Below are 15,289 nucleotides of genomic sequence, written 5' to 3'. Positions count from 1 at the left end.
CCGTGATCAAACCAGTGCTGGGCGAGGAGGAGGCCGCCGCGGCGGCGGAGGTGGTGCGGTCCGGCTGGGTCGCCCAGGGGCCGCGCGTCGCCGAGTTCGAGAGCGCGTTCGCCGCCCGCGTCGCCGCCGGGCACGGCGTGGCGACGTCCTCCTGCACCACGGCGCTGCACCTGGCGCTGCTGCTGGCGGGCGTGCGCCCGGGCGACGAGGTGGTCGTCCCTTCGCTGTCGTTCATCGCCACCGCCAACGTGGTGCGGCACGCCGGCGCCGAGGTCGTCTTCGCCGACGTGGACCCCGTCACCGGCAACGTCACCGGCAAGACCGTCGAGGCGGCGCTGACCGGCCGCACCCGCGCGGTGATCGCCGTGGACCAGGCCGGGGTGCCGGTCGACCTGGACGGGGTCCGCGCGCTGTGCGACCCGCGCGGCATCACCGTGATCGAGGACGCCGCGTGCGCCGCCGGGTCGGTCTACCGGGACCGTCCCGCCGGGGCGGGCGCGGAGCTGGCGGCATGGTCGTTCCACCCGCGCAAGCTGCTGACGACCGGCGAGGGCGGCATGCTCACCCTGCCCGACGCCGAGCGGGCGCGGCGCGCGCGGCGGCTGCGCGAGCACGGGATGAGCGCGAGCGCCGCCGAACGGCACGCCGGCGCGCAGGTGGTCATCGAGTCCTACGACGAGACCGGCTTCAACTACCGGATGACCGATCTGCAAGCCGCGGTCGGGCTCGTCCAGCTGGCCCGGCTGGACGCGATCATCGGCCGCCGCCGTGCGCTGGCCGCCCGCTACCAGCGGCTGCTGGCCGAGATCCCCGGCATCGCGTGCGTGCGCGACCCGGCCCACGGCCGGACCAACTACCAGTCGTTCTGGATCCTGCTGCCGGACGACTTCCCGGTGGGCCGCGACGACCTGCTGCGCCGGATGCTGGCGGCCGGCGTGTCGGCCCGGCGCGGGATCATGGCGGCGCACCGCGAGCCCGCCTACGCCGGCGTCCGGGCCGACCTGCCGGTCACCGACCGGTTCACCACGCGCTCCCTCATCCTGCCGCTGTTCCACGAGATGACCGCCGAGCAGCAGGACCGGGTCGTCGAGACGATCGCGAGCGCCTCATGAACATCCTGGTCTACCCGCACGACATGCGGATCGGCGGGAGCCAGCTCAACGCGATCGAGCTGGCCGCGTCGATGCGCGCGCTGGGCCACCGGGTCGCGATGGTCAGCGAGCCGGGACCGCTGGTGGAGCGGGTCCGGGACGAGGGCATCCAGCATTTCGCGCTCGATCCGGGCCGGCGCCGTCCGGCGCCGTCGACCGTCCGCCGGCTGCGCGCGCTGGTCGCCGCGCGCGGCTTCGACATCGTGCACGGCTACGAGTGGCCGCCCGGCCTGGAGGCGTTCCACGCGGTGCGGACCCGCCGGGACGCCGCGGCCGTCTGCACCGTGATGTCGATGGCGGTGGCGCCGTTCCTGCCGCCGACCCTGCCGCTGGTGGTCGGCACCCGCCAGATCCAGCGGGAGGTCGTCGAGCGGCGTGGCCGCCGACCCGGTGCCGTCCACCTGATCGAGCCGCCGGTGGACGTGACGGCCAACGCGCCAGGCCACCCCTCCGAGGAGTTCCGCGCACGGTTCGGCCTGGATCCCGGACCGGTCGACATCGTGGTCGTGAGCAGGCTCGCGGCCGAGCTCAAGCTGGAGGGCCTGCTGACGGCGATCGAGGCGGTGGAGCGGCTGCCCGAGGTCCGGCTGGTGATCGTGGGGGACGGCGCGTGCCGGGACCGGGTCGAGGCCCGCGCCGCCGAGGCCAACGCCCGCACCGGACGGCGCGCCGTCGTCCTCACCGGCCAGCTGGACGATCCGCGCCCGGCGTACGCGGCGGCGTCGGTCGCGCTGGGCATGGGCGGGTCGGCGCTGCGTGCGATGGCGTTCGCCAAGCCGCTGATCGTCCAGGGCGAGCGCGGGTTCTTCGAGCCGCTCACGCCCGAGACCGCCGGGATGTTCCTGGAGCAGGGCTGGTACGGCGTCGGCGGCGCGGGCGCCGACCGGCTGGAGGCGATCCTGCGCCCCCTGATCGGCAGCGCGGATCGCCGCCGGGAACTGGGCGAGTTCGGCCGCGCCCTCGTGGTCGAGCGGTTCAGCCTGGAGAGCGCGGCGCGCGTCCAGGAACGGATCTACCGCGAGGCCCTCGACACCGCCCGCACCGGAGCGTCCGTGCCGGCCATGAGGCGGGACGCCGCGAGCACGGTCGGCCGCGTCCTGGCGTACAAGGCCGAACGCCGCGCCCGCCGCCTACGCGGCTCAGCCGCCCTGGACGACTTCAACGCCGTAGCGGGCAAACCCGAAACCGTCCCCCGAGGAACCCCCGGATGAGCCGAGTGTGGCGGCGGCTGGCCGTGGGGGAGGATGACTCCTTGTTCGGGAAGGCTTCGCGGGCGCTCGGGTGGAGTCTGTTCAACACGGCGGCGGGGCGGCTGGGCACGCTGGCGATCGGGATCGCGCTGGCGCGGCTGCTGGGGCCGGCCGAGTTCGGCGTGTTCGCGGTGGCGATGGTGGCGCTGCTGGCGGTGCTGAGCTTCAACGAGCTGGGCGTGAGCCTGGCGATCGTCCGGTGGCCCGGCGATCCGCACGCGATCGCGCCGACCGTCGCGACCATCTCGCTGGTGTCGAGCTGCCTGGTCTACGCGGGCTGCTTCGTGGCGGCGCCGGCGTTCGCGGCCGCGATGGGCGCGCCCGCCGCGACCGGGGTGATCCGGCTGCTGACCGTCAGTGTCGTGGTTAACGGGCTGGTGGCGGTGCCGGCCGCGCTGTTGCAGCGGGGCTTCCGGCAGGACCGCAAGATGCTGGCCGACCAGGTCAACAACTGGGGCGGGGCGCTCGTGTCGATCGTGCTGGCCGCCGCGGGGATGGGCGCGATGAGCCTGGCGGTCGGGCGGCTGGCGGGCGCCGGGGCGTCCGCGGTCCTGCTGGTGCTGGCCGCGCCCGGGCCGCTGCGGTTCGGGTTCGACCCGGCGGCGGCGCGGGCGCTGCTGCGCTTCGGGCTGCCGCTGGCCGGGTCGAGCGTGGTGGTGTTCGCGGTCGGCGGCGCCGACCAGCTGATCGTCGGGCATGTGCTGGGGCCGACCGCGCTGGGCTTCTACGTGCTGGCGTTCAACCTGTCCAACTGGCCGGTGTCGATGTTCTCGCAGCCGGTCCGCGGTGTCGCGCCCGCCGCGTTCGCCCGGATCCAGGACGATCCGGTGCGGCTGCGCCGGGCCTTTCTGACGACCGCCGGCCTGCTCGCCGGGCTCACGTTGCCGGTGTGCCTGCTGCTGGCGGGCGCGGCCGAGCCGCTGGTCCGGCTGGTGTACGGGACGACGTGGGAGCCCGCCGCGGCGGCGCTGCTGTTGCTGGCCGTCCTCGGCGCGCTGCGGATCATGTTCGAGCTGGTCTACGACTACTTCGTCGTGCTGGCCCGCTCCCGCGCGGTGTTCACCGTGCAGGTGGTGTGGCTGGCCGTGCTCGTCCCGGCGCTGGTGGCGGGGGCCCGCCTGGACGGGATCGCGGGGGCCGCCGCCGCGCACGTGCTGGTCGCCGCGTTCGTCGTGCTGCCGCTGTACCTGTGGGAGCTGCGTCGAGTGGGCGTCGCCCCGGCGGGCGTGCTGCGCCGCACCGGGCCGCCGGCCTTGATCGCGGCGGCGGCCGGGCTGGCGGCCTGGGCCGCGCAGGCCGCGATCCCCCTGGACGTGCTCGCGCTCGCGGTCGCCGGGACGGCCGCCGCGGCGGCACTCGCCCTGCAGTTCCGCCGGATGCGCGCCGCCCTGCGCGGGCTGCGCGACCTGGGCGGCCCTGCTGGAGAACCGAACGAGAGAGAACCGAACGAGAGAGAACCGAACCTGGAGGCGGCCGATGCCGGAACCGGATGACCTGATCATCGTCGGAGCGGGCGGGCTGGGCCGCGAGACGGCGCAGGCGGTGACCGCCATGGACGGCTGGCGGCTGCTGGGCTTCGCCGACGACGACTTCGACAAGCACGGCACCGCCGTCGACGGCGTGCCCGTCCTCGGCGGCGCGGAAGAGACGGCGAAGGCCCGCGAGGCACGGTTAGTGGTCTGCACGGCGAGCCCCCGCGACCCGGCCGTCCGGCGGCGCCTGGTGCGGCGGCTGGGGTTGCCCGCGCGGCGCTACGCCACGCTCGTCCACCCGTCCGCGTGGGTCGCGCCGTCCTCGCACGTCGGGGCGGGGTCGGTGGTGCTGGCGCAGACCGTGCTGACCGCGTCGGTCCGGGTCGGCGCGCACGTGGCGATCATGCCGCACGTGACGCTGACGCACGACGACCAGGTCGAGGACTTCGTGACCATCGCATCCGGGGTGCGGCTGGGCGGCGGCGTGCGGGTCGGGTTCGGCGCGTACCTGGGCGCCGGGGCACTGGTCCGGGAGGGCGTCTCGATCGGCGCGGGCGCGCTGATCGGGATGGGCTCGGTGGTGCTGCGCGACGTCCCGCCGGGGGAGGTGTGGGCCGGCTCGCCCGCCCGCCGACTGCGCCCCGCACCCGTTCGGGTTTTCAGGAAGGAGTCCGGATGAGCGAGGTGCCCTTCGTCGACCTGGCCGCCGCGCACGCGGAGGTGGAGCGGGAGGTGCTGGACGGGTTCGGCCGCGTCCTCGCCGAAACCGCGTTCGTGCAGGGCGAGGACGTGCGGGCGTTCGAGGAGGAGTACGCGGCGTTCGCCGGCGCCGGGCACTGCGTCGGCGTCGCCAACGGCACCGACGCGCTCGAACTGGCCCTGCGCGCCCTCGGTGCCGGGCCCGGCTCGGAGGTGGTGCTCCCGGCCAACACCTTCGTCGCGACCGCCGAGGCCGTCGTGCGGGCGGGCGCGCGGCCCGTCCTGGTGGACGCCGAGCCCGAGCACCTGCTGATCGATCCGGACCGGGCCGCGGCGGCGGTCGGCGCGGCGACCTCCGCGATCGTTCCCGTGCACCTGTACGGCCGGCTCGTCCCGATGGGCCCGCTGCTGGAGCTGGGCCCGCCGGTGCTGGAGGACGCGGCCCAGTCGCAGGGCGCCCTGCGGGACGGCCAGGGCCTGTTCGGCGCCGTCGCCGCCACCAGCTTCTACCCCGGCAAGAACCTCGGCGCGTACGGTGACGCGGGCGCGGTCGTCACCGGTTCGGCCGAGCTGGCCAGGACGGTGCGGCTGCTGCGCGACCACGGCGGCGAGCGCAAGTACCGGCACGAGATCGTCGGATTCAACTCGCGGCTGGACACGCTCCAGGCGGTCGTGCTGCGCGCCAAGCTGCGGCGCCTGGCCCGGTGGAACGACCAGCGCCGGGCCGCCGCCGCCCGCTACGCAGAGCTGCTCGCCGGCATGCCGGGCCTGACACCGCTCGAGCCTCCGCCGGCGGGTCGCGGACGGGAGCATGTCTGGCACCTGTACGTCGTCCGCGTGCCGAATCGGGACGAGGTGGCCGAGCGGCTGGGGGAGCTGGGGGTGCGCTGCGGCGTCCACTACCCGGTCCCGGTGCACCTGCAACCGGCGTTCCGGTACCTGGGGCACGGCCCCGGCGATTTCCCGGTCGCCGAGGCGGCCGCCGGGGAGATCCTGTCGCTGCCGATGTTCCCGCAGATCACCGCGGGGCAGCAGGAACGGGTCGCCGACGCCCTCCACAAGATCCTCGGCTGATCGCTGAAGGGAGCCACATGGCCCGGTCCAGAACGATCCCGGTGCTCGCGGCCGCGTGCCTGGCCGTGGCCGCGTCCGGCACGGCATGTTCGGGCGACGACCGGCCGGGCGCGCGCAAGAGCGCCCGGGCCGCGCAGTTGCCGCCGACCAACAGGCCCAGCGCGGCGCCCGGCGCGCCCGTCTCCGTGCCGCCGCTCCAGCTGAAGAGCCCCGCCCCGGTCGGCGGCGAGGGCTCCCGTGTCACCTGGCCGACCCTGGACACCGTCGGCGTCCCGCGCGGCAAGAAGCTGCGCCGCAGCGGCCCGATCACCGTACGGCGGAATGGGGCCGTCATCGACGGGCTGCGGGTCGCCACCGAGATCAACGTGGACGCCGACGACGTCACCATCCGCAACACCCAGGTCGTCGGCGCCGGGCAGTGGGCGATCATCCAGCGCAAGGGCCGGTCCGGGCTGCGGGTGGAGAACTCCGAGATCAACGGGGACGGCCGGACCAAGGTGCAGTACGGCATCGTCAACCACGGCGGCATGATGACCGTTCGCCGGGTGCACGTCCACACGGTCTCCAACGGCGTCAACACCGACCACGGGCTGGTCGAGGACTCGGTGGTCGACCGCCTGAAGGAGTTCCCGGCGGACCACGTGACCGCGGTGCAGTCCAACTCGGGCCCGGCGCCGGGGCTGTCGCTGGTGATCCGCAACAACGTGCTGCTGAACCCGGTCGCGCAGACCTCGGCGGTCTCGATCTACCAGGACTTCGGCCGGGCGCACGACGTCACGGTGGTCGGCAACCTGCTCGGCGGGGGCGGGTACGCGCTGTACGGCGGCCAGGGCCGGTTCGGGCCCTCGTCCAACATCAAGATCATGCGGAACGCGTTCAGCCGCCGGCACTTCAAGAAGGGCGGGGCGCACGGCCCGGTCACCGCGTTCGAGCCGTCCGGGCGCGGCAACGTGTGGCGCGACAACAAGTGGCAGGACACCGGCAAGCCCGTGCGCCCCTGATCAGCTCGCCCCTGATCAGCCCTTCCCGGCGGGACGGGTGAGCCGCCAGAGGGCGCCGATGCAGCCCAGGCACAGGAACGTCAGGTTCGCGGCCATCGGGAAGCTGAAGGCGTCGAACGTCGCGTACGCGGCCGCCGCCACCGCCATCGACGCCGCGAAGCACTGCGCCAGATGCCGGGTGACCGGGTCGGTGCTCGCCTTGCGCGCCTTCCGTGCCAGCACCCAGCCGGAGCCGAGCACCACCAGCAGCGCGAGCAGCCCGAACAGCCCGGTCTCCACGAGCGTGAGGAGGTACTGGTTGTCGAGGATGCGGTAGGTCCGCGGCAGGTAGGTCCCGAAGCCCTGCCCGAACCAGGGCCGTGGTGCCACCGCCTCCCCGATGACCGCGTAGTCGTTGGTGCGGGTGACGGTGCTGGAGTCGCTGCCGATCGACGACACCAGGCTGGTCAGCGTGCCGATCAGTCCGGGCACGACCGCGCGCAGCGCCACCGACAGCAGCCCGACCACCAGCACCGCCCACACCCGCCACATCGCGGGCCAGATCGGAAGCACGACCAGCCCGGCGACGACCATGCCCAGCACCGCCGACCGGGAGACCGTCATCGGCAGCACCACCATGATCAGCCCGACCGGCAGCCACGCCCGGAACCGTTTGCCCTCCTCGGCGTGGATCGCGCCGTGCAGCGCCAGCGGCAGCAGCATCGCCAGCACCACGCCGAACTCGATCGGGTGGGTGGCCGTGGCCATCGGCCGGTTGAACTCCTCGCGCTGCAGCACCGAGGTGTAGGAGGTGCTGGTCGACAGTCCCGGGAACGCCAGGTGCCCGGCCAGGTCGAAGCCGGTGAAGAACTGCACGGCGCCCAGCACCGCGATGAACCCGCCGCCCGCCACCAGCCGCCGCCGCACCGCCTCCAGCCGGTCCAGGGACGGGACCCCGTCGGCGGCCAGCAGCGCCACGCCGATCCAGCCCAGCGCCAGGATCAGCCCGCGGTCGGCGCCGTTGGCCTCCGGGCCGGGCAGCGCCCGGCCCATCGCGGCGGCGTAGGCGGCCAGGATCGAGCACCCGAACAGCACCACCACCGGACGGACCGGCTGCGGCCCCCGGATCGGCGTGGTCCGCGCCGTGATCATCGAGCTGGCGTACCAGCCCAGGCAGAGCACCGCCATGATCCCCGCGGGGGTGCCGGCCGCGCCCAGCGGGCCTACCACGAACCGCGCGGGCACCACGGTCAGCATCACCACGAAGACGCTGAGGACGGTGACCGCGTCCACCCGTCCGAGCGGAGGAGCGGCCGCCGGCGCCGGGGCGGCGGGCGTCGCGGGCAGGCCCATCGGCGCGCCGGTCAGTTTTCCGGCCTGCGGTAGCGCCCGGCGCCCGGGTTCTCCGCCCGGCCGGCCGCGCCGTTGGCGCTCTCGGCGAACGAGACGTCCGGCAGCGTCACCCCGTTCGGCCGGGCCTCCTTGGGCTCGGGCTCGGCGGACGACGCCCGGCCGCGCCTGCGCCGCTCGGACAGCACCTCGGCGAACAGCGGCACCGCCACCGTCAGCGCCAGGCCCACGAACAGGACCATCACCAGCATTCGCAGCTTGCCGGTGGCGGCCAGGGCCGCCTTCGGGCTCGCGGTGACCACGCTCGCCTTGATCTGGGCGCGCTCGGTCACCCCTTCCTTGGCCTGGATGTGCGTGAGCCGCTGCGGAATCGCGGCGACCAGTGCGTCCAGCGTCCCTTTGACGACGCGCGGGTCGTCGCCGGAGACGTCCACGGCCAGCACCGGGCCGGTGGAGTCCTGCGCGACGCCGACCTCGTACCCGGCGGTCAGCCCGCGGGCCCGCAGCCCGGCGGCGGTGCGGTCGTCCATCATCTCCCGGCCCACCACCTCGGCGGTGACGGTGAGGGAGCTGTCGAACACCAGCCACGGGTTGCCGCCCGCCTGCTTGGCCTGGAACGGCGAGGCGAGGAACACCACGCTCGCCTGCGCCTCGTAGGTCCACGGGGTCACCACCGCCGCGGCGCCGACGCCGCCGAGCGCGAGCAGGAGCAGCGGCAGCGTCAGCATCCACCTCCTGAGCAGGATGCCTAGCCAGTCCAGCAGATCCACACGTCCCCCTCGATGCGGCGCCCGGTCACCATCGTGCGGACCGGCCGCGCCGCCGTCACGCCGATGGCCACACCTGGCGAGGACGGGCCGGAGCGGCCGGCCGCGTGCCACCATGGCGATCTGTGACGATCCGGCATTTCGGGGGAGCGCTGCGCCGCCATCCGGTGGTGGCGCTGGCGGCGGCCGCGCTGACGCTGCTGATGGCCGCGCACGTGCTGACGGCCCGGCCCGAGTACGAGGCGCGCTCGGCCATCACACTGCTGTCGCCGCGCGCCCCGTTCCCGCGCAACTCCTACGCCAGTTTCACGCCCGCGCTGGTGACCAACGCGGAGATCTCCGCCCGGACGATGGGCTCGGCGGAGGGCCGGCGCCGGGTCCGCGCCGCCGGGGGCACCGCCGAGTACCAGGTGCTGCTGGCCAACCGCGGCAACCAGGAACTGCCCATCCATGATCAGCCGCATCTCACCGTGTCGTCCGTCGCGTCGAGCGCCGAGGAGGCCCGGCGCACCCACGCGGCCGTTTTGGGGGTGATGCTGGCGCAGCTGCTGGAGCGCCAGCGCGGCCAGGGCGCGCTGCCCGGCTCGCTGATCACCTGGCAGGTGACGGCCGGGTCCGGGCAGCCGGTGCCGGTGACGGGACGCCCGTCGCGGCGGCTGCTGGCGATCGGGTTGCTGGGCCTTGTGGCGACGCTGTACGCCGCGGCCGCCGCCGACCGCCGGCCGGCCCGCCGCGTCACCGGCCCCCCGCGCCCGGCGACCGCCGACGCCTAGCCCGGCGGGGCACAAGGCCGCGCAGCGCCTCGCCCGCCGCCGCGACCGCCACCAGCGCGACGAAGGTGAAGTTGGTGGTGAAGTAGCGGGGGCCGAGCCGCAGCGGCTCCTGGACGACCCGGTACAGCCATTCGAGCCCGTGCCGCTGCCACCACACGGGAGCACGCCGTACCTCTCCGGCGAGCACGTCGAACGTCCCGCCGACGCCGTGCGCGACGTACGCGCCCGTGCGCGGCGCCCAGTCCCGGATGAACAGCTCCTTCATCGGCGAGGAGACGCCGATGAAGAGCAGGTCGGTGCGCGCCTCGCGGATGGAGTCGGCGATCTCCGGCGCCTCGGCCGAGGAGAAGTAGCCGTGCCGCGAACCGGCGATGACCAGGTCGGGGAAGCGGCGGCGCACTTCCGCCAGCGTGCGTTCCAGCACCTCGGGACGGGCGCCGAAGAAGAACACCCGGTCACCGCGCCGCTCCGCCTCGGGCAGCAGCGCCAGCATCAGGTCGATGCCCGCGACCCGCTCGGGCAGCGGCTCGCGCAGCAGCCTGGACGCCCACACCACCGACTGCCCGTCGGCCAGCACCAGGTCGCAGTCCAGCACGGCGCGGCGCAGCCCGTCGTTCTTGCGCACCCGGACGATCTTGGCCGCGTTCAGCACCCCGATCGTGAGCGGCGCGCGCTCCTCGACGGCCTTGACGCAGGCGGCCACCGTCTCGTCGATGCTCAGCGGGTCCAGCCAGACCCCGAGGAAGTGCCGCCGGGACGGGCGACGCCGTTCGATCTGCAATGCGGTGTACTGCTCGCGCTTCATGCCTCGTCCTCCAACCAGGAATACAGCAGCCAGCCGAGTTCGTAGGGGCGGCACTCGCGGTCGACCGCCCCGGGCGGGAACGCCCGGTCGAGCGCGGCGGCCCGCCATCCGGGACGCAGCAGGGTGGTCGCGGCGCGCGCACCGCGCACCGCCTTGCGCGGGTCGCGGCGGGCGACCTTGCGCCAGGTCATGACGGGCTCGCCGGGCATCAGCGGCTCGCCGGTCTCCGGCGGCGCGGCCAGCCAGCCGATGCCGCGCGCGATCGCGCCGAGATGGTCGCCGCCGCCGGCCTCGGCCAGGTCCAGCAGCGCCATGGGCGCCATGGCGTGCTGGTGCACGCTGTAGACGGGGTAGCCCTCGACGACGCCGCCGGTGCGAGCGTCGTAGTGCCACCACCACTGGCCGTCCGGGCCCTGCGCCGCGCAGAAGGCGTCGGCGACCCGGTTCGCCGCCGCGAGCGCCTCGCCGTCACCGGTCCGGGCCAGCGCCTGGACGGGATAGACCTGGTCGGCGAAGCAGCCGACGTGCGCCCGGTAGCGGGGGACCAGGCCGCGCCCCCCGACCTCGTGGGAGTACAGGGCCCGGCCGCGCAGGCCGTCCAGCAGGCGGCGCCGTGCCCGTTCCAGATGCTCCTCGCTGGGGCCGGCGCCGGCCTCGCGGGCGGCGGCGAGGGCGGAGAGCACCCATGCGGCGTCGACGGTGTAGACGGGCCCGCGCCCGGGACGGTCTGCGGCGGCCAGCCGGTCCAGCGCCCGCGGCAGCCCGTCGTGCCCGGTCTCGGCGGCGGCCCAGCACACCAGCGCGATGTCGCCGAGCGAGGTGACCGCGGCCGCGCCGGTGTCGTCCAGCCGCGCCAGCAGCAGGCCGGTCAGCTCGGCCGCCGACTGCCCGGCCAGCGCGGCGCGCTGCGCGTCCGGCGGCAGCAGCCGCGCGCCGAGCGCCACGATCGCGCCGTACCGCAGGCTCTGCCCGGCGGGCACGGCGCGGTGCCGGGCCGGCGCGCCGCCGCCGGGTTCCCCGCGCATGGTGAAGACGAACGGGCGGCCTGGCAATGAAGGGGAGCGGTCCGGCCGCATCCGGGGCAGGCCCCGCACCGCCTGCCGGAGCAGCTCGTCGATGACGTCCCGGGCGGCGCCGTCGGCCGCGCCCAGCCGGCGCAGCCGCTCAGAGTTCGGCGCGTCGCCCGGAGCGTCCCGCGGCGGCGTGCCGGGCCCGGCCGCGTCGGCGGTCATGCGCGCTTCACCGCGATCAGCGACTTGGTGAGCCCGGCGACCCGCTCGGACACGATCCGCGAGTGCGGGAAGTAGGCCCGCATCTCGGTGCGGCTCAGCAGTTCCACCTCCAGCACGGCGCGCAGCGCCTCCGCGCGGTCGGCGGGCGGGGTGTGCACCAGCGGCCAGTGCCGCGCCACGGCGACCTTCGCGGGCGGTGGCAGGAACTGCATCCCCGGGCACACCCAGTGCGGTTCGACGGGGAAGTAGCGGTAGGGCGTCTGCACCCAGTGCCGGTCGGCGAGCCGGTGCACGGCGTCGGCGAACAGGCGGCGGCGGGCGTGCCCGCCCACGTGCTCCAGCACCGAGTTGGAGATCACCAGGTCGTAGCCGCCGGCCAGGATCTCCGCCGGCAGCTCGCAGGCGTCGGCGTGGTCGGCGCGCAGCCAGTTCGGCGGGTCCTGGGGCGGTTTCTCCAGGTTGACCAGGTGCACCCGGGCGGGGCGGACCGGGGCGCGGCGCCAGGACTCGGCGGTCCCGCCCAGGTCGACGACCGACATCTCGCCGAGGCCGGGAAAGGCCGCGCGCAGCCAGTCCCAGCGGCGGGACCGGTAACGCGCGCCCATGGATCCCGGCGCGTCCACGAAACGATTACGCAATGTGTGCAGTCGGCTCAACACATCTCCCCGAACCCGCTCCGCTTTGACGGCCCAATATTGCGGGCCTGTAGCCGGAAAAAGCCACCGGGTAAAGTGGCCTAATCAGGACATGGCCGGAAGTGTGCGAAAAGTGGTGCGGACCGTGCCGGGTGAATTATCAGGTGTCCAGGAACGGTCGCCGAATTTGTTGCACTGCGAATTCGCTTAGTGACGGGGGCCGGTGTCGGCCAGCGCCGGAAACGGCCGATTCAGGCCGGTCCGGATCAAGGAATCGGGGCAGGGGAGAAGGCGTCGGCCAGCAGCGTCCGGGGGGCGCCGGAGCCGTCGGCGGGCACCGTCCGGACCTCGGTCGACGAGCCGCGCAGCCGCCCGTAGGCCACCGTGCGGTCGTCCATCCAGACCACCTGGTCGTCCACCGACTCCCGCTCGGCCAGCGCGGTCTCCCGCATGCCGCGCAGCTCGAGCACGTGCAGCCGCCAAGGCCGGGCCGGGTCGCCGGTGGCCTTCTTGAACGCCAGCCGGGTGCCGTCGGGCGACAGTGAGGGGCACTCGACGTTCGTCCGCATCGTCCACATGGCCTGCGTGCTCACCCGGCCTTGCACCAGGTACGTGGTGCCCTTGGTCTTGGCGGTGGCGTAGAAGCGGTCGTCGTCGCGGGTGAAGGTGACGCCCCAGTAGTTGAGGTCGACATTGGTGTTGGGGCGGCCGTCCTGGAGCAGGGTGAATCGCTCCAGGTCAGGGATGACCTGGCCGGTGCGGGTGTCGAGGACGCCGGTCCTGGTCGACAGGTTCTCGCCCGCGTAGGAGTCGCCGCTGACGAAGACCGTCCAGGAGATCATCCGGCCGCTGGGGGACACCTGCGCGCGGCTGGGCGTGCCCGGGATCGGGATCTTGTGCGTGGTGCCCAGCCGGCCGTCCAGGGCGATCGCGTACGCCTGCGGATGGGCCGACCGCTCCACGGTGAGGCACACGCCCGTACCTCCCCTGGAGTGCACGCGCACGCAGGACAGGCCGCTGACGGTACGGGCCCCGCCGGGCGCCGCGAGCGGAACGGCGGCCAGCCTGCCCGCCTGCTCCGATCCCGCGGCGCCACTGGGGACGGCGTTGCGGAACAGCAGCTTGCCGGGCCGGTCCAGGCCGCCGAGGGCGCCTAAACCGGCGGCCGCGGCGGGGCCCGATTCCGCCTCCCCGGCGCCGCCGCCGGAGCCGTCCGGCGACGCGATCAGCCCCGCCGCCACGCCTCCGGCGACCACGGCCACCGCGGCCGCCGTGACGGCCGGGCGCCCGCGGAGCAGGGAACGGACGGTCACCGGGGTCGTCCCATAGAACGGCCCGTGAAGGTGTCGCGCATGGTCGCAAGGTTAAGTGCGGCATCCGCCTCCGTAGTTTATTCGTCCGAATCCGGCCAGCCGAATGGCCAGTGACCACGGATATCCCGCCGCGGCCACGTCCGGACCCGCCACATTACCTTCCCTTTAACTCTCTCGACTGGCAGCTTAACCTGCGGTCAATGTTCTTTCTGGCGACAGAGAGGGTGACGGGGGATGGCCGGGTGAGCATCATCGAGCGGCCTGCGGCCGAGCTTCGCCCTTACCGAGGAAGACCGGCGGAAGGACCGGACGGCTGGGTTTCACGCTATGTTCGTCTGGCCATTGCCGTGGATTTCTGCTGTGCCCTCGGCGCCGGGCTGGCCGGTTTCGTGTTCCGTTTCGGCGAGCACACCCTGGCACCCCGTCCGGACGCGGTGCTGGCCGCGGGGCTGCCGCTGCTGTGGGTGGCGTGGGCGGCGGCGGCGCGGGCGTACGACGCCCGGTTCTTCGGGATCGGGAACGACGAGTACCGGCGGATCCTCAGCGCCGGCAGCAGCCTGACCGCCGCCGTGGCCGTCGCGTCGTACGCCACCAAGGCCGAGGTCGCCCGCGGCTATGTCGTCATCGCGCTGCCGCTGGTCACGCTGCTGACCCTGGTCGCGCGCCACCGGCTGCGCAAGCGCCTGCACCGGCGCCGCACCAGGGGCGACTGCCTGCGCCGCGTGGTCGCGGCCGGGCACCGCGAGGCGGTGGCCGAGCTGGTCCGCGAGTTCGGGCGGGCGCCGTACCACGGCATGCGGATCGTGGCGGCGTGCGTCCCGGCGGGCGGCGGCGGGGACGTCCTCGGCGTGCCGGTCGAGGGCCGTCTCGGCGATGTCGCCGACGTGGTGGAGCGGACCGGCGCGGAGACGGTCGCGGTGCTGGCCTGTCCGGAGCTGGCCGGGGTGGAGCTGCGGCGGCTGGCCTGGCGGCTGGAGCAGGACGACACGGAACTGCTGGTCGCCTCGGCGCTGCTGGACATCGCCGGGCCGCGCACCACGATCCGGCCGGTCGCCGGGCTGCCGCTGCTGCATGTCGACCACCCGGAGCTGGCCGGGGTGCGGCGGCTGCTGAAGGGCGGCTTCGACCGGGTGGCGGCGGCGTTCGCGCTGGTGCTGCTGGGCCCGCTGTGGGCGGTGACCGCGCTGCTCATCCGGGCGGACGACCCGGGCCCGGCGATCTACGCGCAGGAGCGGATCGGCCGGGGCGGCCGCCGGTTCCGGATGCTGAAGTTCCGCACCATGGTCGTTGGCGCCGACCGCCTCCGCGACGAGCTGTCCGCCGCGGCCGGCGCACGCAACGGCCTGCTGTTCAAGCTCCGCGACGATCCCCGGATGACCCGGCTGGGCGCCCGGCTTCGCCGCTTCTCGCTGGACGAGCTGCCGCAGCTGGTGAACGTGCTGCGCGGCGAGATGTCGCTGGTGGGGCCCCGCCCGCCGCTGCCCGACGAGGTCGACCGCTACGGCGAGGACGTGTACCGCAGGCTGGCGGTCAAGCCGGGCATGACCGGCCTGTGGCAGGTCAGCGGCCGCTCGGACCTGTCGTGGGACGAGTCGGTACGGCTCGACCTGCGCTACATCGAGAACTGGTCGCTCACCCTCGACGCCCAGATCCTCTGGAAGACCATCGCCGCCGTCGTCCGCGGCTCGGGCGCCTACTGAACCGGAAGAAGGCGGAACAACCATATGGACATGGATCTGGTGGTCATCGGGCTCGGTTACGTCGGGCTGCCGCTGGTACGAGAGGCCG

Annotated in this window: 14 protein-coding genes; 8 read left to right on the top strand and 6 right to left on the bottom strand. The window is 74.4% G+C overall.

What is annotated here, in order from left to right; all coding sequences use genetic code 11:
* The first annotated feature begins 2 nt into the window (after positions 1–2).
* Genes ABD340_RS15390 through ABD340_RS15365 form a run of 6 tightly spaced genes read left to right on the top strand, consistent with a single transcriptional unit; the run spans position 3 to position 6,647 of the window.
* Complete coding sequence (locus ABD340_RS15390) at positions 3–1,112, top strand: DegT/DnrJ/EryC1/StrS family aminotransferase (protein WP_344589645.1); 1,110 nt, start codon at positions 3–5, stop codon at positions 1,110–1,112.
* Positions 1,109–2,362, top strand: a complete 1,254-nt coding sequence (locus tag ABD340_RS15385; RefSeq protein ID WP_344589644.1) for a glycosyltransferase family 4 protein — start codon at positions 1,109–1,111, stop codon at positions 2,360–2,362. The genes ABD340_RS15390 and ABD340_RS15385 overlap by 4 nt, the downstream gene beginning before the upstream one ends.
* Positions 2,359–3,894, top strand: coding sequence for an oligosaccharide flippase family protein (locus ABD340_RS15380; RefSeq protein ID WP_344589643.1), 1,536 nt, complete (start codon positions 2,359–2,361; stop codon positions 3,892–3,894). Before ABD340_RS15385 ends, ABD340_RS15380 begins: the two co-directional genes overlap by 4 nt.
* A complete protein-coding gene (locus ABD340_RS15375) occupies positions 3,878–4,552 on the top strand; it encodes an acetyltransferase (RefSeq protein ID WP_344589642.1) in 675 nt (224 codons plus the stop codon). The genes ABD340_RS15380 and ABD340_RS15375 overlap by 17 nt, the downstream gene beginning before the upstream one ends.
* Positions 4,549–5,646 carry a DegT/DnrJ/EryC1/StrS family aminotransferase gene (locus ABD340_RS15370; RefSeq protein WP_344589641.1) on the top strand — a complete coding sequence of 366 codons (1,098 nt, stop codon included), beginning with the start codon at positions 4,549–4,551 and terminating at the stop codon, positions 5,644–5,646. The genes ABD340_RS15375 and ABD340_RS15370 overlap by 4 nt, the downstream gene beginning before the upstream one ends.
* Before the next feature lie 17 nt (positions 5,647–5,663).
* Positions 5,664–6,647: a right-handed parallel beta-helix repeat-containing protein gene (locus tag ABD340_RS15365; RefSeq protein ID WP_344589640.1), complete on the top strand. Its 984-nt coding sequence runs from the start codon at positions 5,664–5,666 to the stop codon at positions 6,645–6,647.
* Positions 6,648–6,662: 15 nt separating this feature from the next.
* Here ABD340_RS15365 and ABD340_RS15360 read toward each other — a convergent pair whose 3' ends face one another.
* The gene (locus ABD340_RS15360; RefSeq protein ID WP_344589639.1) at positions 6,663–7,979 is read right to left on the bottom strand and encodes an O-antigen ligase family protein; all 1,317 of its coding nucleotides are present in this window, start codon (positions 7,977–7,979) and stop codon (positions 6,663–6,665) included.
* An 11-nt stretch (positions 7,980–7,990) separates the two neighbouring features.
* Entirely contained in the window at positions 7,991–8,746 is a 756-nt protein-coding gene (locus tag ABD340_RS15355; protein ID WP_344589638.1) for a hypothetical protein, read from the bottom strand.
* Positions 8,747–8,868: 122 nt separating this feature from the next.
* Here ABD340_RS15355 and ABD340_RS15350 point away from each other — a divergent pair, with 122 nt between their 5' ends.
* Positions 8,869–9,516 carry a hypothetical protein gene (locus tag ABD340_RS15350; protein ID WP_344589637.1) on the top strand — a complete coding sequence of 216 codons (648 nt, stop codon included), beginning with the start codon at positions 8,869–8,871 and terminating at the stop codon, positions 9,514–9,516.
* On the opposite strand, the gene ABD340_RS15345 is transcribed toward ABD340_RS15350, so the two are convergent.
* The 4 genes from ABD340_RS15345 to ABD340_RS15330 all read right to left on the bottom strand — a co-directional run bounded on the left by ABD340_RS15345 (position 9,479) and on the right by ABD340_RS15330 (position 13,501).
* Positions 9,479–10,321: a WecB/TagA/CpsF family glycosyltransferase gene (locus ABD340_RS15345; RefSeq protein ID WP_344589636.1), complete on the bottom strand. Its 843-nt coding sequence runs from the start codon at positions 10,319–10,321 to the stop codon at positions 9,479–9,481. The two genes, ABD340_RS15350 and ABD340_RS15345, sit on opposite strands and share 38 nt — an antisense overlap.
* Positions 10,318–11,553, bottom strand: a complete 1,236-nt coding sequence (locus ABD340_RS15340; RefSeq protein WP_344589635.1) for a hypothetical protein — start codon at positions 11,551–11,553, stop codon at positions 10,318–10,320. The genes ABD340_RS15345 and ABD340_RS15340 overlap by 4 nt, the downstream gene beginning before the upstream one ends.
* The gene (locus ABD340_RS15335) at positions 11,550–12,176 is read right to left on the bottom strand and encodes a class I SAM-dependent methyltransferase (protein WP_344589634.1); all 627 of its coding nucleotides are present in this window, start codon (positions 12,174–12,176) and stop codon (positions 11,550–11,552) included. Before ABD340_RS15335 ends, ABD340_RS15340 begins: the two co-directional genes overlap by 4 nt.
* A 278-nt stretch (positions 12,177–12,454) precedes the next feature.
* Positions 12,455–13,501: a TolB-like translocation protein gene (locus tag ABD340_RS15330; protein ID WP_344589633.1), complete on the bottom strand. Its 1,047-nt coding sequence runs from the start codon at positions 13,499–13,501 to the stop codon at positions 12,455–12,457.
* Positions 13,502–13,848: 347 nt separating this feature from the next.
* On the opposite strand from ABD340_RS15330, the gene ABD340_RS15325 reads away from it, so the two are divergent.
* Positions 13,849–15,201, top strand: coding sequence for a sugar transferase (locus ABD340_RS15325; protein WP_344589632.1), 1,353 nt, complete (start codon positions 13,849–13,851; stop codon positions 15,199–15,201).
* The last annotated feature ends 88 nt before the right edge of the window (positions 15,202–15,289 follow it).

The organism is Actinomadura vinacea (genome assembly GCF_039532545.1).
Lineage (GTDB): Bacteria > Actinomycetota > Actinomycetes > Streptosporangiales > Streptosporangiaceae > Spirillospora > Spirillospora vinacea.
This window is presented reverse-complemented; position numbering and strand designations above follow the sequence as displayed.